The sequence below is a fragment of the Type-A symbiont of Plautia stali genome (genome assembly GCF_059731155.1).
Window position 1 is genome coordinate 1605891 of the sequence record NZ_AP035891.1, and the last position, 20939, is coordinate 1626829.

The 20939-nt window shown below is 55.9% G+C and carries 16 protein-coding genes and 10 pseudogenes; 11 read left to right on the forward strand and 15 right to left on the reverse strand.

What is annotated here, in order from left to right; translation table 11 throughout:
- The first annotated feature begins 50 nt into the window (after positions 1–50).
- Complete coding sequence (gene umuD, locus AC6I8M_RS08660) at positions 51–347, forward strand: translesion error-prone DNA polymerase V autoproteolytic subunit (RefSeq protein WP_010618587.1); 297 nt, start codon at positions 51–53, stop codon at positions 345–347.
- On the opposite strand, the gene AC6I8M_RS08665 is transcribed toward umuD, so the two are convergent.
- Positions 344–1249 (reverse strand): LysR family transcriptional regulator, encoded by a 906-nt coding sequence (locus AC6I8M_RS08665; RefSeq protein ID WP_010618586.1) that lies wholly within the window; start codon positions 1247–1249, stop codon positions 344–346. The genes umuD and AC6I8M_RS08665 overlap by 4 nt on opposite strands.
- A 135-nt stretch (positions 1250–1384) precedes the next feature.
- Between AC6I8M_RS08665 and AC6I8M_RS08670 the strand changes: the two are divergent.
- Positions 1385–1546 (forward strand): annotated as a pseudogene (locus AC6I8M_RS08670) (DeoR family transcriptional regulator); the annotation flags it as partial.
- Between the two features lie 77 nt (positions 1547–1623).
- Here the strand turns inward: AC6I8M_RS08670 and AC6I8M_RS08675 are convergent.
- Positions 1624–1767: pseudogene (locus AC6I8M_RS08675) on the reverse strand (helix-turn-helix domain-containing protein); the annotation flags it as partial.
- Between the two features lie 124 nt (positions 1768–1891).
- Between AC6I8M_RS08675 and gstA the strand changes: the two are divergent.
- Positions 1892–2494 (forward strand): annotated as a pseudogene (gene gstA, locus AC6I8M_RS08680) (glutathione transferase GstA).
- A 178-nt stretch (positions 2495–2672) separates the two neighbouring features.
- Positions 2673–3149, forward strand: coding sequence for a glutathione peroxidase (locus AC6I8M_RS08685; RefSeq protein ID WP_010618583.1), 477 nt, complete (start codon positions 2673–2675; stop codon positions 3147–3149).
- Between the two features lie 87 nt (positions 3150–3236).
- Here AC6I8M_RS08685 and AC6I8M_RS08690 read toward each other — a convergent pair.
- Positions 3237–3766: pseudogene (locus AC6I8M_RS08690) on the reverse strand (GNAT family N-acetyltransferase).
- 193 nt (positions 3767–3959) lie between these two features.
- On the reverse strand, positions 3960–4286 hold the full coding sequence (locus tag AC6I8M_RS08695; RefSeq protein WP_041387472.1) for a winged helix-turn-helix transcriptional regulator: 327 nt from the start codon (positions 4284–4286) through the stop codon (positions 3960–3962).
- Between the two features lie 205 nt (positions 4287–4491).
- Here AC6I8M_RS08695 and AC6I8M_RS08700 point away from each other — a divergent pair.
- A pseudogene (locus AC6I8M_RS08700) lies at positions 4492–4602 on the forward strand (short-chain dehydrogenase); the annotation flags it as partial.
- Positions 4603–4613: 11 nt separating this feature from the next.
- Here AC6I8M_RS08700 and AC6I8M_RS08705 read toward each other — a convergent pair.
- Positions 4614–5310: pseudogene (locus tag AC6I8M_RS08705) on the reverse strand (IS5 family transposase).
- 479 nt (positions 5311–5789) lie between these two features.
- Here AC6I8M_RS08705 and AC6I8M_RS08710 point away from each other — a divergent pair.
- The 4 genes and pseudogenes from AC6I8M_RS08710 to dcuR all read left to right on the forward strand — a co-directional run bounded on the left by AC6I8M_RS08710 (position 5790) and on the right by dcuR (position 9584).
- Positions 5790–6215: a hypothetical protein gene (locus AC6I8M_RS08710; protein ID WP_022547620.1), complete on the forward strand. Its 426-nt coding sequence runs from the start codon at positions 5790–5792 to the stop codon at positions 6213–6215.
- 350 nt (positions 6216–6565) lie between these two features.
- On the forward strand, positions 6566–7102 hold the full coding sequence (gene msrA, locus AC6I8M_RS08715) for a peptide-methionine (S)-S-oxide reductase MsrA (RefSeq protein WP_022547619.1): 537 nt from the start codon (positions 6566–6568) through the stop codon (positions 7100–7102).
- Positions 7103–7216: 114 nt separating this feature from the next.
- Positions 7217–8854: pseudogene (locus AC6I8M_RS08720) on the forward strand (sensor histidine kinase).
- Positions 8847–9584: pseudogene (dcuR, locus tag AC6I8M_RS08725) on the forward strand (two-component system response regulator DcuR). The pseudogenes AC6I8M_RS08720 and dcuR overlap by 8 nt, the downstream one beginning before the upstream one ends.
- Here dcuR and AC6I8M_RS08730 read toward each other — a convergent pair.
- Both AC6I8M_RS08730 and AC6I8M_RS08735 read right to left on the reverse strand, forming a co-directional pair.
- Positions 9578–10543, reverse strand: a complete 966-nt coding sequence (locus AC6I8M_RS08730; protein WP_041387096.1) for an FAD:protein FMN transferase — start codon at positions 10541–10543, stop codon at positions 9578–9580. The pseudogene dcuR and the gene AC6I8M_RS08730 sit on opposite strands and share 7 nt — an antisense overlap.
- A gap of 50 nt (positions 10544–10593) precedes the next feature.
- Positions 10594–13373: pseudogene (locus AC6I8M_RS08735) on the reverse strand (flavocytochrome c).
- A gap of 17 nt (positions 13374–13390) precedes the next feature.
- Here AC6I8M_RS08735 and AC6I8M_RS08740 point away from each other — a divergent pair.
- Together AC6I8M_RS08740 and fumA are read left to right on the forward strand one after the other, a co-directional pair.
- A pseudogene (locus tag AC6I8M_RS08740) lies at positions 13391–14197 on the forward strand (DASS family sodium-coupled anion symporter); the annotation flags it as partial.
- 164 nt (positions 14198–14361) lie between these two features.
- On the forward strand, positions 14362–16005 hold the full coding sequence (gene fumA, locus AC6I8M_RS08745) for a class I fumarate hydratase FumA (RefSeq protein ID WP_498013762.1): 1644 nt from the start codon (positions 14362–14364) through the stop codon (positions 16003–16005).
- Positions 16006–16101: 96 nt separating this feature from the next.
- On the opposite strand, the gene AC6I8M_RS08750 is transcribed toward fumA, so the two are convergent.
- The 8 genes from AC6I8M_RS08750 to AC6I8M_RS08785 all read right to left on the reverse strand — a co-directional run bounded on the left by AC6I8M_RS08750 (position 16102) and on the right by AC6I8M_RS08785 (position 20935).
- Entirely contained in the window at positions 16102–16692 is a 591-nt protein-coding gene (locus AC6I8M_RS08750) for a recombinase family protein (protein ID WP_022548474.1), read from the reverse strand.
- A 1-nt stretch (position 16693) separates the two neighbouring features.
- The gene (locus AC6I8M_RS08755; protein ID WP_498013763.1) at positions 16694–17038 is read right to left on the reverse strand and encodes a tail fiber protein; all 345 of its coding nucleotides are present in this window, start codon (positions 17036–17038) and stop codon (positions 16694–16696) included.
- A 1-nt stretch (position 17039) separates the two neighbouring features.
- A complete protein-coding gene (locus tag AC6I8M_RS08760; RefSeq protein WP_022547605.1) occupies positions 17040–17627 on the reverse strand; it encodes a phage tail protein I in 588 nt (195 codons plus the stop codon).
- Positions 17620–18723, reverse strand: a complete 1104-nt coding sequence (locus AC6I8M_RS08765; protein ID WP_010615526.1) for a baseplate assembly protein — start codon at positions 18721–18723, stop codon at positions 17620–17622. The genes AC6I8M_RS08760 and AC6I8M_RS08765 overlap by 8 nt, the downstream gene beginning before the upstream one ends.
- A complete protein-coding gene (locus AC6I8M_RS08770) occupies positions 18714–19073 on the reverse strand; it encodes a GPW/gp25 family protein (RefSeq protein WP_010615527.1) in 360 nt (119 codons plus the stop codon). Before AC6I8M_RS08770 ends, AC6I8M_RS08765 begins: the two co-directional genes overlap by 10 nt.
- 62 nt (positions 19074–19135) lie before the next feature.
- Positions 19136–19777 (reverse strand): phage baseplate assembly protein V, encoded by a 642-nt coding sequence (locus AC6I8M_RS08775; protein ID WP_498013700.1) that lies wholly within the window; start codon positions 19775–19777, stop codon positions 19136–19138.
- Positions 19774–20607: a phage late control D family protein gene (locus AC6I8M_RS08780; RefSeq protein WP_010615529.1), complete on the reverse strand. Its 834-nt coding sequence runs from the start codon at positions 20605–20607 to the stop codon at positions 19774–19776. The genes AC6I8M_RS08775 and AC6I8M_RS08780 overlap by 4 nt, the downstream gene beginning before the upstream one ends.
- Positions 20608–20809: 202 nt before the next feature.
- A complete protein-coding gene (locus AC6I8M_RS08785) occupies positions 20810–20935 on the reverse strand; it encodes a hypothetical protein (RefSeq protein WP_010615531.1) in 126 nt (41 codons plus the stop codon).
- Positions 20936–20939 lie beyond the last annotated feature (4 nt).

Here is a 20939-nt window from a genome sequence, read left to right on the forward strand (position 1 = left end):
CACCCGCTCAGGACTACATTGAGCGCCAGATTGATCTCAATGAGCTGCTGGTGACCCGACCGAGCGCCACCTATTTTGTGCGCGTCGAAGGCGACTCGATGCGCGATGCCAATATCCGCGAAGGCGACCTGCTGGTGGTCGACAGCTCACTCAATGCAAGGCACGACGACATCGTGATCGCCGCCATCAACGGCGAGTTTACCGTCAAGCGGCTGCAGACTCATCCCTGCGTACAGCTGATGCCGATGAATCCGCGCTATCAGCCCATCCGGCTGCGTGAAGAGGAGGAGCTGGAAATTTTTGGCGTGGTGACGTTTATTATTTACGCCGCACGCGTCCAGCGTTAGCGCATCGTTTCGGCGCGGATCATCTCAATCAGCCGGCGTAAACCCGGGTGCAGCTGGCGACGGTCGGGGTAATACATCACCAACGGTTCGTCTTCGCTGCACCAGTCCGTCAGCACGCGCACCAGCTGCCCGCTCGCCAGCTGCGCCTGTACGTAGCGCTCCGGGCAGTAGCCGAGACCATAACCGCCGGCAACCGCATCAATAATCATGTCGCTCTCATTGAGCGTCAGCGTGCCCGGCACATCGACCTCATAGGCCACCTTGCCCTGCGCCAGCGGCCACTTATACAGCGTGCCATTGCCAAGGCGCATGCGAATACAGCGATGGTTGCGCAGATCGTCCGGATGCTGCAGCGGCGGCGCGTCACGCAGGTAATCGGGTGACGCCACCACGATCCAGCGCAGTTTGGGCGTCAGCGGCATGGCGATCATATCTTTCGGTACGCTGACGCCGTAGCGAATCCCGGCGTCATAGCCGCTGCCGATGATATCCACCAGATTGTTATCCACCGTAATTTCCAGACTGAGCTCCGGATAGGTCGCCATAAAGCGCGCCAGGAGCGGCCGAAACAGCAGCTGCCCGGCATCAGGCGGGATGTTCAGCCGCAGGCGGCCGCTGGGTGATTCGCGATACAGGTGCAGATCGTTCAGCGCCAGCTCAATCTGCGCAAAGCCGGTTTCCAGATGGCGCAAAAAAGCGGCACCGGCGTCCGTCGGCACCACCGCCCGGCTGGTGCGGTTGAGCAGGCGCATGCCAAGACGCGCTTCAAGACTGCGCAACGTGTGGCTGATGGCCGACGTGGTGACCCCCAGTTCCAGCGCGGCGAGGCGGAAACTCTTGCGCCGGCAAATCAGCAGAAAAACATTCAGATCGGCCAGTTCATTACGTTGCAGGGCGGGCATTTTCGTGTCTCCTGACTCATTGCCACGTTGAATCTGATTCAACTTCAGATGAGCTATCATAGCGAAGCTGCCGTACCGGACGCTATGCGTGCGTGGCATGGCAGGCAAAACGTCACTTTTAACCCCGAGCTCATCATGCTGCCCGAAGACCGAAAAGACGCGATTTATCGCTACCTGTTTGCGAAACGATCGGCCACCATTCACGAACTGGCCACGCTAATGGCAGTGTCGGCAATGACTATTCGCCGCGATATTAAATTCCTGCAGGAAGCCGGCTTGGTGGTCGGCATACACGGCGGTGCCATGCTGCCTGCCGTGGTCCATCAGGCATTGCCATATGTGGAGAAGGCGCAGCTGCACGCACACGCCAAACACACCGGGAATCCCAGTGAAGCTTCCAGTTGGGCAATAGCCTGGCTGGCGCCGGACTGCGTCATGCCGACCTGTTCAGCGGCGCGCGAGATGTTGCTGGCATCAGCCACCGCGAGCAATAAGCGCCAGTGCAAGAGATTCATCATGATGATCAGTAGCTCAGCTAATAGTGCGTTTATGAACCATTAATTTTACAGCGTGATGTCGGTTAAGCACACTGTGTTTATCGCCGCACCTGGCGAAACACGACGTCATTTTACCGGAGAGAAGATGAAACTTTATTACGCGCCTGATACGTGCTCGCTTTCACCCCATATCGTGCTGCGCGAACTCGGACTAAAATTTGAACGGGTTAAAGTGGACAACCGCAGCAAGCTCACGGCGGATGGATGAGATTTCCTCGCGATCAATCCTAGAGGTTATGTCGCTGCACTCGAGCTGGAAAATGGGCAGATACTCACGGAAGGCCCGGCGATTGTGCAGTATCTCGCCGATTTAAAACCGGCAAGCGGGCTGGCCCCCGAAGCGGGGAGCTGGGCGCGGGTGCGCTTGCAGGAGTGGCTGAATTTCATCAGCAGTGAAATACATGCCGGTTCCGCACTGCTGTTCAATCGCGGCCTGCCTGAAGACGTCAGCGCGCTGCTGCGTGAAAAGTTATTCTGCCGGTTCGATTTCCTGCAGGCGACGATGGATCAACAAGCCTATCTGACAGGCGCGTCTTTTAGCGTCGCCGATGCCTACCTTTTCACTGTGCTGCGCTGGTGTAAGGTTTTTTCCATTACGCTGAATCGCTGGCCTGCGCTACTGGCATATATGGCGCGTATCAATGCGCGCCCTGCTGTGGAGGCGGCACTGCTGGCAGAGACGTCTTAGTGAGACTGGCAGACAGAGTTTTGTGCCGGCGATAAGGCTCTGCTGCAAGGTTACATGTCAGTGTTATTGTGACAACGGCGCGCAGAAAGTTATGCTGTGCGCGCCAGGCTATGAGGCCCTGTATTGGGCCCGCGTGGCAACATCAACATCGAACCTGTGCTGTTTTGAGGACACCGACATGACCCCTTTTTATCAGTTTTCGGCCACCAGCCTGACCGGCCAACCTATCTCTATGGCCGATTACGCTGGCAAGGTGGTTCTGGTGGTGAATACCGCCAGTCATTGCGGCTTCACGCCCCAGTACGCCGGCCTTGAAGCGCTCTATCAGAAATATGCCTCACAGGGTCTGGTGGTGCTTGGCTATCCCTGCAATCAATTCGGTAAGCAGGAACCGGGAAACGCTGATGACATCTCGCAAACCTGTCACATTAATTACGGGGTGAGCTTCCCGATGTTCGGCAAAGTAGAGGTTAACGGAAGCGCAGCGCATCCGATATTTCGCGATCTGAAAGCGGAACTACCCGGCGTGCTGGGCGGACGGATTAAGTGGAATTTCACGAAGTTTCTCATCGGACGCGACGGCCAACCGCTCAAACGCTTTGCACCGATCACGCCTCCGGAGAAAATGGAAGCCGCAATACTGGCTGCACTTTAACGTGGAGCGTTGCCGGATTCGCAGCATTAATTTTAAAGAACAGCGGGAATTGATGGTATCCGGCGGGAAACAGTGTGCCCCGCATATTTATTTTTTATTCCACTTGTCCTGAGTCAAGGTGAAAAGCAAGCTTGGGGGCGCACTTTTCACATCATGAATTTCTCGTAAGTACTGCAGTCCTGCCTTGGTTAGAACTTTTTGCGAGGCCAGATGATTTGCGCGTACTACAGCAGATATTTCAGCCAACTTTATTTCACCCAAACCATAGTCGACCGTATACTTAGCAAACTCTGTCGCCAGCCCTTTTCCCCATGCCTCTGTAGAGAAGCGATATCCAAGGTTATTGATAAATAAATCGGCATAGCTCCTGATGCTGAGTCCGCCAAAACCAATGACTCTCCCCGGATTGCCATCAGCGCGATACCCCAATTACCGAAACCGTACGTTTCCCAGTGCTGAAGCCAGCGAGCCAACACCTGACGTGCATAATCAATATCGGGATACGGACCTGCGGGGTTGAAGGTATTTGTAGCAGGGTCGCCATAAATTCTGAAAAGATCATCAGCGTCAGATTCAATTACCGTCCGTAGATGAAGTCGTGTCGTGTCTGGCTGCAAAGGAACCTCCTGAACTTACCGTTTATAAACCACGTTTTCTTACTATTTTATCGCGGGGCAATCCCGGGTTTATAACAGGGACGTTAAATTTAATTTTATGGAAATTCTCAGTCACCACGAATAAAAGCACGCTTTATACCCTAAACACCAGCCTGAACAGGTTAAATTTGATCAGGCTCAGCGTCCAGGCTGGTTAAGTCGGGCGTTTTTCCGCCCATTTCAGCATGGCATCAAGAGCAGGACAAAGTGCCTGTCCCCATTCAGTGAGTCGATATTCCACTTTCGGTGGCACCTGAGGATACACCATCCGCGACACTATGCCGTCGGCTTCCAGCTGTCTCAGTTGTTGCGCCAGCATCTTCTGCGAAATACCGGGAATTAATTTTTCAAAATCTGAATAGCGCTGTACTTTGCCGTCGAACAGATGAAAAAGGATGATTAATTTCCAGCGCCCTTCCAGCAGTTGAATAACATGCTCCACTCCGCTTGCGGCTGATTCCGGACGGTATAACTTACTCATCATTCAGTAACTCACTTTTTTGTGCGTACTTGTCAATTTAACAGTCTATGTGGAATATGACCGTACTGTAAACAAAGGGAGTACAGGTTTATGCCATTCACATTACCGCTCGCTATTTATGACGACTTCGCGATCAGCAAGGGTGGCAATATTGCCAGCATTACTGATTATTGTACTGCCACTTCAACAGACCGGAGATTCTTCAATGCCATGTGATCTCGATTTCCACGGTAAACGCATATTGGTCACTGCGGGTACCAAAGGTGTGGGTAAAGCGGTAGTTGGGCTATTCAAACAGCTGGGTGCAACAGTATTAGGCTGTGTCCCTTAATTACATAACCTTTTGTAAAACAGCCGGATGCATCCCAGTTTCACCATCGCCAGATAATTCCTCGCCGTTTTGTCGTAACGTGTGGCAATGCGGCGGTATTCTTTTGTCCGGAGTGGGCTTTGTCAGCCAGCACTGCATGGCCACGACGCTTCATGCTGCCGTTCCGGCGCTGAACACCAATACCGTCCAGAAGACGTTGTGCAAACTGGCTTTCGTGAGCCTGACCGGGACTCAGTACGATATTTAACGGCAGACCGCTTCCGTCTGTCGCCAGATGGATTTTGGTGCCAAAACCACCGCGAGAGCGACCCAGCCCATTATCTCCGGCGGTATCGGAATGTTTTTTTGCGCCCCGGCGGCGCACCTGAGTGCCCGGATATTGCTGCCATCCAGCGCAGTTGCGGACCAGTCAGCGAGACCATGAGCATCAAGAGAAGAAAGTAACCTGTTGAAAATAATGTTAATCACTCCCGATTTAGACCATCGATTAAAACGGTTATAAACGGTCTTCCATGGGCCATATCGCTCAGGCAAATAGCGCCATGGTGCGCCTGAACACAGCACCCAGAACATGCCGTTGATGATCATACGATGTTCAGCCCATGGACGTCCGGCCCGTGGTGTTGCTGGTTCAGCAGGTAATAAGGGCTGGATGATAGTCCATGCTTCATCGGGAAGGTCGTAGCGAGCCATAGTTCAGTGTGTTGTGGAAACAGGTAGTTACTATATCTCAGGTGATTAAGGGACACAGCCTAGTGACGTGCCGCGCGTGAAGGCAAAGTGACTTAACCTCTCTCCCGCGGCAACCCTGAACCTGTCACGCTGCGCGGAATAATCGCAAGGCGGCGGGAGAGAAAATTGATAATTCACACCAATCGATACGCGATTAATGATGAAATTAATTTGTAGATAATTGATCAATATCGGGCGCTAACGAATACAGCACTTAATACTTAAACTTCACTGCCCTGAATGGCCGGCGCTATTTTTAAAACACTGAAAATTTATTGCCGGCGCATAACAACAAAAACAAACCCATATCAAAAGGTTAGCCATAATTAAAATTGCCACATCAGCAAAATGAGATAAAGCGCATCATTATAATATTGCGTAGCCATTAAGGCCGTGATATTAAAATCTGGATTTTACAAAAAACTTACAAAGAGGGAAAAATGAAAATTAACCTTAAGGGTTTGATGGTGATGCTCGTTATCCTGTTAAGCGGATGTTCGTCGACGGGGGGTGAGGATAAATACAGCGCGACCTACGTTCAGTCACACATTAAAGAAGGGAAAACGACCAAGGCGGAAGAGCAGCAGCTTTATGGTGTCCCGGATGATAATCAAAAATCCTCTCAGGGTACCACCTGGATTTATGAGAAAAATGCGGATTACAGCAGCGCCTCTTCGCTGCTGGGTTACATCCCGGGAGCGGGAGCCGTATCCGGCGCGTTAGGTATGGCAAACTCAGCAAGTGAAGTATCCTCTACGGCAGGCAAAATGGCAGATAAACGTAGTGGGAATACTGAAATACACGGTAATAGACTCTATATCACTTTTAATAATAGCGATATTGTAGACTACTGGAGTATCCATTAATCCGTGCCGACAGAAAGTCATTTACCTGACGCGGCTCAGCTGAGCCGCGTTATTCTATTTAAACAAGAATATTGTCTGCTTCGGATCAGCCGGGCTATTACGCTCAAAATAAACCACGACATCTCACCGCTGAATAACGTTTTATCGTGTACGTAAAAGCGCCGCTGGCAGATCGGCTAGCGTTTGCATCAATGCTGCACCCGTGCGGCGCAGATCGTCTGCGCGCGATGAGCAAGGCGCAGCGGGCTAAGCAGCGCAAGGTTGCGCCAGAAATGTTAATAGAAAGCGGCTTGAATTCAGCGTGATGACCTCCCCCCCCCTAACGCTTTCGCCCTGACAGGAGTAAAACAATGGCAACCGAATATGCGATTATCACGGGTGGCTGTTTCTGGTGCACCGAAGCAGTATTCAAAGATGTGATTGGCGTGGAGTCAGTCGAAAGTGGTTATACCGGCGGTGAACGTCCTAATCCCACCTACGAGCAGGTGTGCAGCGGCGCGACCGGCCACGCCGAAGCGATTCGCGTAGGCTTCGATCCGGAAAAAGTGAGCTACGGCGATCTGCTGGACATCAGCTTTGCCACCCACGATCCAACCCAGCTGAACCGTCAGGGTAATGATGTCGGCACCCAGTACCGTTCGGCGATTTTCCCGGCTAACGCGGAGCAGAAAGCCGAAGCGATTGCGGCGATTGCCCGCGCGCAGGAAGATCACAGCGTGCCGGTGGTGACCACCATCGAGCCGCTGAAAGCCTGGTACCCGGCAGAAGATTATCATCAGGATTACTGGGATGGCGCCGGTCAGCGCAACGGTTACTGCCTGGCGGTGATCCCGCCGAAGCTGCAGAAACTGCGTAAAAGCTTCGCTAACCGGGTGAAACAGGCTTAACCCGCCACGACTTCCCCGCTGAAGGTCGTCATCGCTGACGACCTTCTTGCATTTAGCGCGACCCGCTGCGGATTATCCGTCATAATAGCCCCCCGTTTTCCGCAGAGCACGACCATGATCTCACCACAGCAAGCCACGCCGGTGCGCAGGAGACCGATGAAGCTCAACACCGTGGTTACGCTGATGCTCAGCGCGGTGATTGTGCTGGTACGGCTGAGCGTACATATGTTTTATTTCTTCCAGATTGGGGCCGCAACGCGCAGCCAGCTGGAGGATAAAGCCATGGCGGTGGCGCGCACGCTGGCGAAATCACCCGAAATTCAGCAGGCGCTGCGCCTGCCGCCCGATCGGGCCGCTATCCAGCCAATCGCCAAAGCGGTGGAAGAGAGCAACAATCTGCTGTTTATCAGCATCACCAACATGGATGGCATCCGCTACTCACACCGTAATCCGGAGCTGGTGGGCAAACACTTTATCGGCCCGGACATCGAACCGGCGCTGCGCGGCAACGAGAATGTCTCAGTGAATCAGGGCTCGCTGGCCAAAGCGCTGCGCGTGTTTACCCCGGTGTATGACGCCCAGCAGCGGCAGATTGGCGTGGTGGCCATTGGCATCTCGCTGGAAGCGGTCACCGACCAGATCAACCAGAGTCGCTGGAGCATTCTGTGGACCATTCTGATCGGCACTTTTGCCGGCGCCGTCGGCACCTTTATTCTGGTGCACGTGCTGAAGCGCATCCTGTTCGGCCTCGAGCCTTACGAGATTTCAACCCTGTTTGAGCAGCGCTAGGCGATCCTTAACTCAGTCAAAGAAGGCGTGGTCGCGATGGACGATCAGGGCGAGGTGACGCTGGTCAATCAGGCGGCGCGCCAGCTGCTGAGCGATAAAATGGGCAGCAGCGTAGTGAGTACCGCGCGCATTTATGATGCCTCGGTGATCGACCAGCATCTGCGGGAAGTGCTGCACAGCGGTCGTGCACGGCCCGATGAGGAGCTCAACGTCAATGGCCGTCTGCTGCTGAGCAATACCGTGCCGGTGCGCAGTCAGGGACGCATTATCGGCGCGGTCTGCACCTTCAGGGAATAAGACCGAAATCAGCCAGCTGATGCAGCGTCTGACCGGCATGGTAAACTATGTTGATGCCCTGCGTGAGCGCTCGCACGAGTTCATGAATAAGCTGCACGTGATTCTCGGTCTGCTGCACATGAAAAATTATGCGCAGGTAGAAGCCTATATTCTGAAGACCGCCAATAACTATCAGACGGAAATCGGCTTCCTGCTGGAGAAGATCAAATCACCGGTGATCGCCGGTTTTCTGCTCAGCAAAATTAACCGCGCCTCTGATTGCGGCCATAGCCTGACCATCAGCGATGCCAGTTACCTGCCGGACAGCGGCAACGAGCAGCAAATGGCGGCGCTGTGATCACCGTGGTCGGCAACCTGGTGGAGAATGCGCTGGATGCGATGAGCGAGCAGACCGAGGGCGAAATCCACGTCATGCTGCACTACCAGAACGGCTGGCTGACCTGTGAAGTGAGCGATGACGGACCGGGCATTGAGCCGCAGCATCTGGCGACGGTGTTCGACAAGGGCTTCTCCACCAAAGGCGAGGATCGCGGGGTCGGCCTGTTCCTGCTGAAACAGCAGACGGAGCACCTCGGCGGCAGCGTCAGCGTGGAGTCCGAGCCCGGCGTGTTCACCCAATTTTTAGTCCAACTTCCGTGGGATGGAGGAACCAAACCGCATGATTAACGTGTTAGTGGTCGACGATGACGCCATGGTGGCCGAGCTGAACCGCAGCTTTATCGGCCAAGTGCCGGGCTTTCACTGCGTGGGTACCGCCGCGACGCCGCAGCAGGCGCGCGAGTTCCTGTTTAATAGCGAAACGCCGATCTACCTAGTGCTGCTGGATATCTATATGCAGCAGGAGAACGGGCTCGATCTGCTGCCAGAGCTGCGACAGGCGCAGAGTTCAGTGGAAGTGATCATCATTTCGTCAGCGGCCGACGCGGAGAACATCAAAACCTCGCTGCACTACGGCGTAGTCGACTACCTGATCAAACCGTTCCAGTTCCCGCGTTTTGAAGAGGCGCTGACCGGCTGGCGGCAGAAAAAATCGCTGATGGACAACCAGCACTACTATCAGTAGTCGGACCTCGATCAGTAGTCGGACCTCGATCTGCTGATGCACGGCAGCCCGGCCACCCAGCACGACAACAAACGGCTGCCGAAAGGCTTAACGCCGCAGACGCTGCGCACGCTGTGTCAGTGGATTGACGCCCATCCCGGCCATGAGTTTTCCACCGACGAGCTGGCGGCAGAGGTGAACATTTCGCGCGTTTCGTGTCGCAAATACCTGATCTGGCTGGCGCAGATTAATATTCTGTTCACCAGCATTCACTACGGTGCCACCGGCCGCCCGGTGTATCCCTATCACCTGCAGCCGGAGTACCATTCGCTGCTGCAGCAGTACTGTCAGTGACGCAGCTGCCAGCTGAAATCCAGCTGGCTGAAGCGGAAATGGCGCGCCGGCGAGCAGATAATCTGCCGATCGCGGGTGACAAACACCGCGCCGATATCAGGCTGGCCGTCGAGATACGCCAGCCCCTGCTCTACGCCCATGCCGTACAGCAGCGTGGTATAGATATCGCCATCCAGCGAGCGATCGGCAATCACCGTCACGCTCAATAACTTATTGTCCAGCGGATAGCCGGTGTGCGGATCAAAGATGTGATGCCAGCAGCGGCCGTCGCGTTCAAAGTAGCGCTCATAAATCCCGGACGTCACCACCGATTTGCCCGGCACCTGCAGCGTACCCAGCAGCTCATCGTCCCGGCCAAACGGTTTTTTGAGCCCGATGCCCCAGCCCTGCGGCTGATGCGGCGGGCTGCCGAGCGTCTGCACATTGCCACCGAGATTAATCAGCGCCTGCGCAATACCCTGCTGACGCAGAAATGCCTGCACCACATCGGCGATGTAGCCTTTCGCGATGGCGCCCAGATCGATCTCCATGCCCGGCAGCGGCAGAAACACCGAGTGCTGTTCTGCATCCAGCACCACCTGATGCGGATCGGTCAGGCGCAGCAGCGCCTCAATCTCCGCTGCGGGCGGCACTTCACGCCCCTGAAAACCAATCTTCCCGCGTTTCACCACCGGACCGATGGTGAAGTTAAAAGCGCTGTCCGGCAGGATGCTCACCGCGTGCGCCACGCTAATCAGCGCAAATACCGGCGCGCTGACGACCACCGAATGGCATCCGGCGGCGTGATTAATGGCCATCACTTCGGATTCGGCGCGGTTGACGGTAAACAGGTTTTCCTGCTGTTTGATCAGGCGAAAGACCTGGCTGGCCAGCGTGGGATTGTCTTCGAACAGTTTGAGCAGAATGGGCGAACCCATGAGGACGGCAGAATAGGAATGGACGCCAGCGTCGCTTGTCATTGTGGCCCCGCAAGAGAACGATGCCTGCAGGGCGCGGGCATCGTGATAGCTTAGTTACCTAACGCCAGTTTAGCGGCATTACGACCCGCTTTGATACCAAAGATAATGATATCGGCGACGGCGTTACCGCCGATGCGGTTCGCACCGTGGATGCCGCCGACCACTTCACCCGCCGCCCAGGCACCAGGAATCACTTGTTTCTGCGCGTCAAGCACCGCGGTCTCGGTGTTGATGGTCACGCCGCCCATAGTGTGGTGCACGCCCGGTGCGATACGAATCGCGAAGAACGGACCCTGATTGAGTGGATGACGCAGCGCGGTGGCACGGCCAAAGTCTTCGTCTTTCTGGTTAATCACAAACTCATTGTAACGGCCCAGCGTGCTTTGCAGCGTTTCCTGATCCATGTTGAGTTTCACCGCCAGCTCGTGTGGCGTTGGCGCGCTAATCACAAAGCCTTTGGCGATGTATTCGTCCGCTGCTTTGTTGTTGGCACGGACCTGCTCATCGAACACGATCCACGCGCTTTTTTCCGGCAGCGCGATAATCTCGGCAGAAACTTTGTCACGGGTTTCCATTTCATTATAGAAACGCTTACCGGCCTGGCTGACCAGAATCGCCCCGCCGCCGCGCATCGCTTCGGAAATCAGGTACGAGGTGGTCTGCTCAACGGTTGGGTGAAGCTGGATTTCGCCCATGTCGACGGTCTCTGCGCCAATTTTCTGCAGCATGGCGATACCGCTGCCGGTGGCGCCTTTATGGTTGGTGGTGACGAAACCATCCAGCTCCGGACGGTATTTCACCACCATCTCACGGTTGGCGCTGAAGCCACCGGTGGCCACAATCACGCTTTTCGCATTCAGGATGCGGCTATCGTTGTACTCATCAACCACTTTCACGCCGGTTACCGCACCGTTTTCAAACAGGATCTCGGCCACCGAGGTTTCCAGCAGCACTTCGATGTTGCGCTGGTTAACGTTTTTCACCAGGCCGCTAATCAGGAAGCCGCCCACCGCCGAGCGATCTTCCGGACGGTGCGTACGGTCAATGCTCATGCCGCCAGTGATGGTGATATCGCTCAGCTCAATGTCTTTCGCCGCCAGCCACTCGATGGCTTCTGGCGCACGCTCAACGAATTCACGCAGCAGCACCGGGTTGTTTTTGAATTTGCCGCCTTTCAGCGTTTCCTCGTAGAACAGCTCTTTGCTGTCTTCGATGCCTTTCAGTTTCTGATAACGGGTTTCCGCGGCGTTCATCCCCACCGACGCTTTGATGGTGTTACCGCCAATGGTGGGCATCTTCTCAATGATCACCACGCGCGCGCCGTCATCGTGCGCCTGAATCGCCGCCGCCAGACCGGCCCCACCGGTACCGACCACCACGACATCGTAATTGACCGGCGCATTCGGGTTACCGCCCTCTTCAATCACATACTCTTTGCTGGAGGTGGTCAGCGCGCGCGATACCGCTTTCTTCAGCGCCTCACTCTGCGTGGTAGCACCGGTGATGGCATCGACGTGCGGGCTGTTCGCCACCAGAATACGTTCACGCAGGCTTTCAAAGGTGCTGGTGAAATCGACGTCGAGGTTAGGATCCGGCACCAGCGAGATGTCGGTGATACGGTCGGTGTCGAGCGTCACGTTGATTTTCAGCTTCAGCACTTCGGCTTCCACTTTCGCTTGGTAAACGCCGGCTTTGTACTTATGATGGCCATCGCTGACGTCGCGGATCATCGCATCCACCAGCGAGAAGCGCCACAGCGGTTCCGGAATGGTCAGCGCTTCGCGTTTGGTGCTGTCGATGTACAAATCCATGTGCTCGTTTTTGATGATGCGATCGGCCCAGTCCGGATAGGCAATACAGGCTTTACCAATCGCCACCAGATCGAAGCCCAAGGCCAGCGCCAGTTCGGCATCCTCTTTGTTCACCATGCCGCCAACGCCAATCACCGGCACTTTCGCCAGCGTTGCAGAGCGCTGTTTAATGTATTTGCTGATTAACGGCGTCGCATCCTGGGTGTCCACAATCGACGGACGCAGCAGCTGGCCGACGGAGAAGTGCACATAATCCAGCCCGCGCGCCGCCAGTTTTTCCAGCAGGAACAGCGTGTCGTCCCAGCGGATACCGGGCACTTCCAGCTCTTCCGGCGAGAAGCGATAGCCGATGATGAAATCCGCTGCGGCGAAGCGTTCCGCCATTTTGTGGTGATTTCCAGCACTTCCAGCGGGAAGCGCGCGCGGTTGTCGCGGCTGCCGCCCCATTTGTCGTCGCGCTGGTTAGAGTTAGGCGAGTAGAACTGCTGAATCAGGTAGGTGTTAGCGCCGTGGATCTCCACGCCGTCGAAGCCGGCTTTGATGGCACGGTTCACCGCATCACCAAACTTAGTGATCATCACCTCCACTTCTTCCGCCGTCAGCGCCTGCGGGGTGCTGGCACCTTCACGCGGCGCGGCGATAGCGCTGGGCGCGACCGGGGTTTTCCCGCCGATCAGCGCGGGCTCAACCATGCGGCCGCCGTGGTAAATCTGCAGAATGGCTTTAGAACCTTGGGACTTGATGGCGTGCGCGATTCTGGCCAAGTCAGGGATTTTGTTGTCGCTGTCGATGCCGATAGCGCCCGGGAACGCGGGACCGCGGTTATCGATAAAGGCGCACTCGACGATCACGGTGCCGATGCTGCCGGCACGCACGCGGTAATACTCAACGAGATCGCTGGTCACGCCGCCGTCGTAATAGCCGGTACAGGTGGTCATCGGGGCCATCACCAGGCGGTTTTTCAGCACCGCCCCTTTCGGCAATGTCAGCGGATTAAGAATCGGGGTGAGCGTATTCATGATGAGCAACTCCACTGCTGGCGCTGGTAAAAAGCGTGGTTGGCTTTGATATCTCGTGGGGCATGTGGTTCCTCGCCTTCCTGCCGCTGGGTATCCTGCTGATTCTCACCATGCCGCTGCTGGCTTACTGGCTCTATCCACCAGAAGTGAAAGTGAATGACGAAATGCCACGCTGGGCCAAAGCCGAGCTGGAGAAACTGGGTCCGCTGTCGCGCAATGAAATTCTGCTGCTGGTGTCCGTGGTAGCCGCGCTCATGATGTGGATCTTCGCAACTGCGTGGATTGAACCGGCGATGGCCGCCCTGCTGGTTATCGTGCTGATGCTGTGGACCGGCGTGCTGAACTGGAACGACATCACCAGCAACAAAGCCGCCTGGAACACCTTTGCCTAGTTTGCCACGCTGGTCGCGCTGGCTGATGGTCTGGCGCGCGTGGGCTTCATCGCCTAGCTGGGTAAAGAGGGTGCGCTGCTGCTGCACGGCTACGACCCGCAGGTTTCAGCGGTGGTACTGCTGGTAGCCTTCTACCTGCTGCACTATCTGTTCGCCAGCACCACAGCGCACACCACCGCCCTGCTGCCTGCCATGCTGACCATTGCCGCCTCGATTCCGGGCATCAATATGCCGGTGTTCTGCCTGATGATGTGTACCTCACTGGGTGTGATGGGCATTATCACCCCGTACGGCACGGGCCCAAGCCCGATTTACTACGGTAGCGGCTACCTGCCAACCAAAGACTACTGGCGTCTCGGCACTATCTTTGGTGCCCTGTTCCTGGTCTCGCTGATGGTCATTGCCTATCCGTGGATGGTGATGATGTTCTGATGATGTTGCTTTGATGTTAAAAACGCAGCCGCGTAACAACGTTAAAGTGGTATGATACTCGCCAGTCAGCTCTTGCCGCGGACTGGCGAGAGAAAATCGAATAACAGATCGCCTAATTTGTCGCCCGTCATGCTGGCGGGCAACACGAAGCTAAGTGAGCCAACATGTCGAACAAACCCTTCTACTACCAGAATCCCTTTCCTCTCGCCAAAGATGATACCGAATACTATCTGCTGAGCCGCGACCATGTTTCGGTGGCCAACTTTGACGGCGAAGAAGTCCTGAAAGTCGACCCGAAAGCGCTGACGCTGCTGGCGCAGCAGGCGTTCCACGATGCCTCTTTTATGCTGCGCGCGTCACATCAGCAGCAGGTGGCGTCGATTCTGGCGGACGATGAAGCCAGCCAGAACGACAAATACGTGGCGCTGCAGTTCCTGCGCAACTCAGAAATTGCCGCCAAAGGCGTGCTGCCGACCTGCCAGGACACCGGTACCGCCATCATCATGGGTAAAAAAGGCCAGCGCGTCTGGACCGGCGGCGGCGATGAAGCCGTGCTGTCTCAGGGCGTTTACAACACCTTTATCGAAGATAACCTGCGCTACTCGCAGAATGCGCCGCTCGATATGTACAAAGAGGTCAACACCGGCACCAACCTGCCTGCGCAGATCGATCTCTACAGCGTTGACGGCGACGAATACAAATTCCTGTGCATCGCCAAAGGTGGCGGTTCTGCTAACAAAACCTATCTGTATCAGGAAACCAAAGCGCTGATCACGCCAGCGAAGCTGAAAAACTACCTGATCGATAAAATGATGTCGCTCGGCACGGCTGCCTGTCCGCCGTACCACATTGCGTTTGTGATCGGCGGCACTTCCGCTGAGAGCACGCTGAAAACCGTGAAGCTGGCGTCAACCCACTATTACGATTCGCTGCCGACCGAAGGCAACGAACACGGTCAGGCGTTCCGTGACGTGCAGCTGGAACAGGAACTGCTGGAAGCCTCGCAGAAACTCGGCCTCGGCGCGCAGTTTGGCGGTAAATATTTTGCTCACGACATCCGCGTGGTGCGTCTGCCGCGTCACGGCGCGTCCTGCCCGGTAGGCATGGGCGTTTCCTGCTCGGCTGACCGTAACATCAAAGCCAAAATTAACCGCGAAGGCATCTGGATCGAGAAGCTGGAAGACAACCCAGGCCGCTATATCCCGGAAGCGCTGCGTCAGCAGGGCGAAGGCGAAGTGGTCAGCGTCGATCTCAATCGCCCGATGAGCGAGATCCTCGCCCAGCTCTCCGCTTACCCGGTGGCGACGCGTCTGTCGCTGAACGGCACCATCATCGTGGCGCGTGATATTGCGCACACCAAACTGAAAGAGCGCATCGACAACGGCGAAGGTCTGCCGCAGTACATCAAAGATCACCCGGTGTACTATGCAGGCCCGGCGAAAACGCCGGAAGGTTACGCGTCCGGTTCACTCGGTCCGACCACCGCCGGCCGCATGGACTCCTACGTCGATCTGCTGCAGGCTAACGGCGGCAGCATGGTGATGCTGGCCAAAGGTAACCGCAGCCAGCAGGTCACTGATGCCTGCCATAAACACGGCGGCTTCTATCTGGGCAGTATTGGCGGCCCGGCGGCGGTGCTGGCGCAGCAAAGCATTAAGAGTCTGGAGTGCGTGGAGTATGCCGAACTGGGCATGGAAGCGATCTGGAAAATTGAAGTGGAGAACTTCCCGGCATTCATCCTGGTGGATGACAAAGGCAACGACTTCTTCCAGCAGATCCACAACCAGTGTGCTGCCTGCGTGAAATAAGCCGGCCAGCATGATGCGGCGTGCGATATTTGAAGCCAAAACGGGCGATAAATGACAGGCTACTTTTGTTTCCATCAGTGCAACGAAATTACACTGTCATTTTTCATCAAAGCCATTTTGGCCTGTTCGAGCATTCCGGTTAACTGGACAATATTTGTAGATGCTGGCCAATGAAACATCATACAGTAATGCAAGCTGTTTTCTGCTATGACCATTCGCCAATAATTTTTGAGCTTCCTGTTGCTGTGCAAAAGATAGCGACTGAGGTCTGCCGCCAATACGTCCTCTGCTTCTCGCTGCAGCTAAACCAGCCTGAGTACGTTCAACAATCAGTTCGCGCTCCATTTGTGCTAACGCGCTCATCACATGAAAGAAAAAACGGCCTGCGGACGTAGAGGTATCAATGGCATCCGTCAAACTATGAAAATGAATACCTTCATCTTCCAGATTGGATATTAAAGTAATCAAATGTTTAATGCTGCGACCCAGCCTGTCGAGCTTCCAGACCACCAGAGTATCCCCCGATTTCAGGCAGTTTAACGCGCGTTTTAATCCGGGTCTCTGGTCTGTTTTTCCACTGATTTTATCCTCAAAAATCTGTTCGCAATTTGCACAAATCAAGGATTTTTGCTGTAAATCGGTGTTTTGGTCATTTTTTGACACCCTCATATAGCCAATTTTTGCTATTTTAGCCCCTAATTAAATTGGATGGCGCATTGTCGACAATGGCATTGACCCGATCATTGACCAGCCTGGGCGTCGCTGCGGTGCTCTCGTCCTGGCTGTAGGTGGCATTACTCAGCTGCACAAACCCTTTCGCCGCCAATGTGGCATCCGGATGGTTGCGCGAATTGGCATGGGCCTCAAGGGCCGCCTGTGTGCCTTCCAGCTGCTGCTTTAGCCAGGCGATGCGATTGGCCAATTCCCTGGGCGGTCGGTTGGTGATGCCTTCCGGGCCACCCAATACCGGGTCTGAGGTTTCTATCTGGTAAATGCCGTCTTCCCATGCAGGGGATTCTTTCAAAGAACTCATCTTAGCTGCTCCCATGATTATAAACTCCGTCATACTGGGCGGTGTGGTTATAGCGTAACGGGACGGCGGTGTAATCGAGCGCCGCCAGTTCACAACGTGCCGGGGCAAACGCCGCCAGCGTCTGGCGTAACAGTGCCGCCTGGTCATTGGTAATAATCTGTTTCAATACCACCCGGTAAAGCGCCCAGCGGCATTCTGCTGGCCAGGTACGGGTCAGGGGTTCCCCCAATGCCGCTTCCCCTTCGCTTAATTCGACGTCTCCGAAGCCCAGACGGCGAATGACTTCACGTACCGACCAGGGGGTGCCTTTATAGCGGTGCAGTTCAATGGCGTTTTTCAGCATCGCCCGGCAGGCATCGTCGGATTCGGCCAGATCCCAGCCATTATCGCCGGTCAGCGACAGTTGTTCGGCCAGCCAGGGTAAGGCACTGGTTTCGGTCATATCCATCAGGTAGACCAGCAGCGGCGTCAGGTCAAGCTGCTGCAATCGGCCCGCCAACATTGCCAGCCACTGAAAGCGGCTATCGTCGGCTAATGGCGGGGGCAGTAAGCTCTCGTGGGCAGGGGTATCGGGTGTGATATCAGTCATTGACCACCCCCACTAACGTCAGGTCGATGTTTTCACACCAGGGCCATTCGTTTTCTTTCACCACCTGCAGGGTCGGTTGTTTAAGCTCGACGCTGTAAACCCCGTTGACCGAGAGGGTGGCCTGTATCTGGCTGGGAACGATATCACGACCCAGCTGTGCGGCCTGCTTGTCCATATAATGCCGGGCGGCCTGCTTCACTTCTGCCATGACCTCGGCGCTATCGTAGCCAGCATAAACGCGGATAGCCGCTTCAATCCGGTAAGTCACCTTAACCGGCGAGGCCACCTTGACGGTATCCGTTAATGGGCGCACCTTTTCATCCGCGCATGTGCCGCTGACCAGGGCCAGCAAGGTGTCGGACGGCAGACCGGTTTTGACCAGTGGATAAAGCGCCACCGTACCCGGTACCGGGCGCATCACCGCCACATCGCGGATATCCTGATGGGCACTCATGGCATGAAAACGGTACGCCTCGCGCGAACCGGCGTTGCTAAATGACGCGGGGGCCAGCCGGATACGCTCACGCAGATGCGCATCCTCTTCCGGATCAGCACCACCGGTACTGGGTTCGGTATTGGTCACGCTCAGGTCAGCATCGTTGATGCCGTCGAGCAAGGTGCTGATTTGCGCCGGTTGCCAGCCGTTGCCGAGTGTGCCGCGCTCGGTACAGGTAGCCGTCACGTTGGCAGTGGTGTCGCTCAGGGTGACCGCCTCATCGGTGGCAAAAACAATACTGTCGCGAGCACTGACGCGCGTGCCCGCCGGAATGACCAGCGGCGTGGCGGGAGGCGCTTCGAGCTGAAACCGTAGGCGGGTACGGGCTGCCGCAGCCGCCAGGCGGTATACGCCGACCAGTTCACCCAGATAGTCCAGCATCGGGGCGCGAGCAAAGGCCACCAGATTCTGCTCGGCGGTATCCTGAATCGCCAGGCGTACCAGTGCCTCACGGTAAGCCATCAGGTTAATCAGCAGCCGTTCATCCTGCGCCGGATAGAGCGTCTTGCCGCTGACCTTTTCATACCAGGCTATCATTTCAGCGGTCAGTGCCGCCGCATCGGTGTTGATAAATACCGGTTTCTTGTTGGTTAACGCCATGCAACCTCCGTCATCTGCGGCGCGCCGTCCGTTATCGGTTGCCAGCGTATCCGCAACCAGAGATGTTCTGCTTCAGCACGCGGTTTCACCTCAAGGAGTTGCATCCGTGGCTCCCAGCGCCTTAGTGCATCTACCGTCTCTCTGACGACATGGGGGATGGCCTGCTCGGTGGGCATATCCAGATAGCGGTACAGGTTGCTGCCAAAATCGGGTCGATGCAGGTCTGCACCACAGGGCGTACCCAGAATAATACGCATGGACTGCGCAATATCGGCCAGCCCGGAAACGCGCTCGCCAGGACGGTTCAGCGCGGGCTGCCAGTAAACGGACGTTGCATAATCATTTTTCATACTGGCAGCATGACACAGGCGGGCGACAGGGGGTATTAAAGCGCGTTAAAGCCTGCCAGCGTTTATACCGGCTTGCCGGTTGGCTTGCTATCATGACCGTTACTGTGCTGATGGTTCTCCAGCGACACGTTCCCGGCCTGGATATCCCCGCTGGCCTTGATATCGCCGTTAATGGTGGCTGCCGCACCCTTGCCACCCGAGCCGCTCATACCGCCCAGGTAAGTGAGTTGCTTCTGCACCGTCAGGTTACCGGTCGTAAGGGTATCAGGTGAATCGAGTGTGAGCTGTTTACTCGCTTTTACCGTCGCATTTTGCGTCTGGATATGCACATTGCCCTGGGTGGTCAGTATCAGGGTCTGTATCTCGCCCCCGATAGCCATCGCGTGGTTTTTTCGGTCATACTCGACAAAGGTGCCATCGGCAAAGTCGACCCGGCGTTTATCGCGTGACGCAATAGCCGGTCGGTCGACCTGTGAATAGACCGCGCCGAGCACCACACCATCATCACCATAGGGGTCAAGTAACAGTTTAACCTGCTCGCCAATATCCGGTAGCCAGTAATCCTTGTTATTCTGCGTGTTGCGCTGCAATACCTCAAGCCAGGCAGTACGCAGATTATCCAGTTCAGGCAAACGAACGCGTACCCGCACCGTTTTCTCATCCACCGCACTCACCGTGCCCGTGGTAAATTTGATACCGCTCATCGTTTTTTCTCCTGTGCAACGGGGGTTTCTGTTGCCACCACGCCAATACTGCCGTCGGCTTTTTTGCCGATGACCATAAGACTCTGTGGCTTGCTGGCCTTGCCTTTTTTATGCGAATTAGCAATCGGCCCCTGACCTAACTCCAGTTCGCAGGTATAGCCGCTTTGCCGGTTAAGGTCATGCCGCACCGAGGTGATGAGCCAGACCCCGGACAGGCGACCGAAGTCCGCCAGTTGCACCGTGATACCCGCTTTGAGCCGGGTCTGACCCGGCAAGCTGAGATTTGCCGTGCGCTGGTATTCATTGTGGCGGTTAAGTCCGGCACACAGCTTACCGACCGCTTCATCGCGGGTGCGTGCCCGGTTTTGCATGTGCAGCGTATCGGCACTGGTGGTTCGGCTTCCCCTGGCAGGGACGGTTTCCTCTGCCACCGTGCCAATGCTGCCATCGGCCAGCACGCCGACAGTGACCCGTTTTTTGGTGCGGGTGTCCTGGTATTTGACCTTGCCTTGCTGATAAATGCGATTAAGCGTATCGCGCAAGGTAAAGCCGCTCACTTCAGACGGCGTCAGCGTCAGTAGCGGCGAGGCTTCGCGCAATGTCGCGCGATGGGAAAACACCAGCGCCTTATCGGTCACCTTGACAATATAGCCATACTCACGTCCCAGACGGGTGATAAACGCCAGATCGGTTTCGTTATACTGCGTCACCCGGTCGAGCGTCAAAGGCGCAAGGAACCCTTCCAGCCGCAGATGATGTTTTTTGGCTATCCGGCTGGCGATAGCCCGCAGCGTAGTGGCCTCAAAGGCCCGGTTACTGCGGGTACGCAACGCGCGGGTTACCGGGGCCGACAGCCCCCGTAACCGTACGCTGTCCGGCGGGCTGGAAAATTCCAGCTCATCCAGGGAGAACGTCCCGCACGCCAGCAGCGGTTGACCGGCCAGACCTATCGCCAGCGTCAGGCTGTCGCCTTTGCCCGGATACCAGGCCTCGCGCCAGCGACCGTCACTGTCTTTCAGCTCGACTTCAACTTCATCCGATTTCCCCGGCCAGACGGTCGGTAAAGCTCACCGACAGCACATAAGGCGTCACTTCCCGCGAGATATCTTTCTGGCCGTAATGCAGGGTAAAGGCAGGCGTATCTACCGGGGTTGTCATGTCA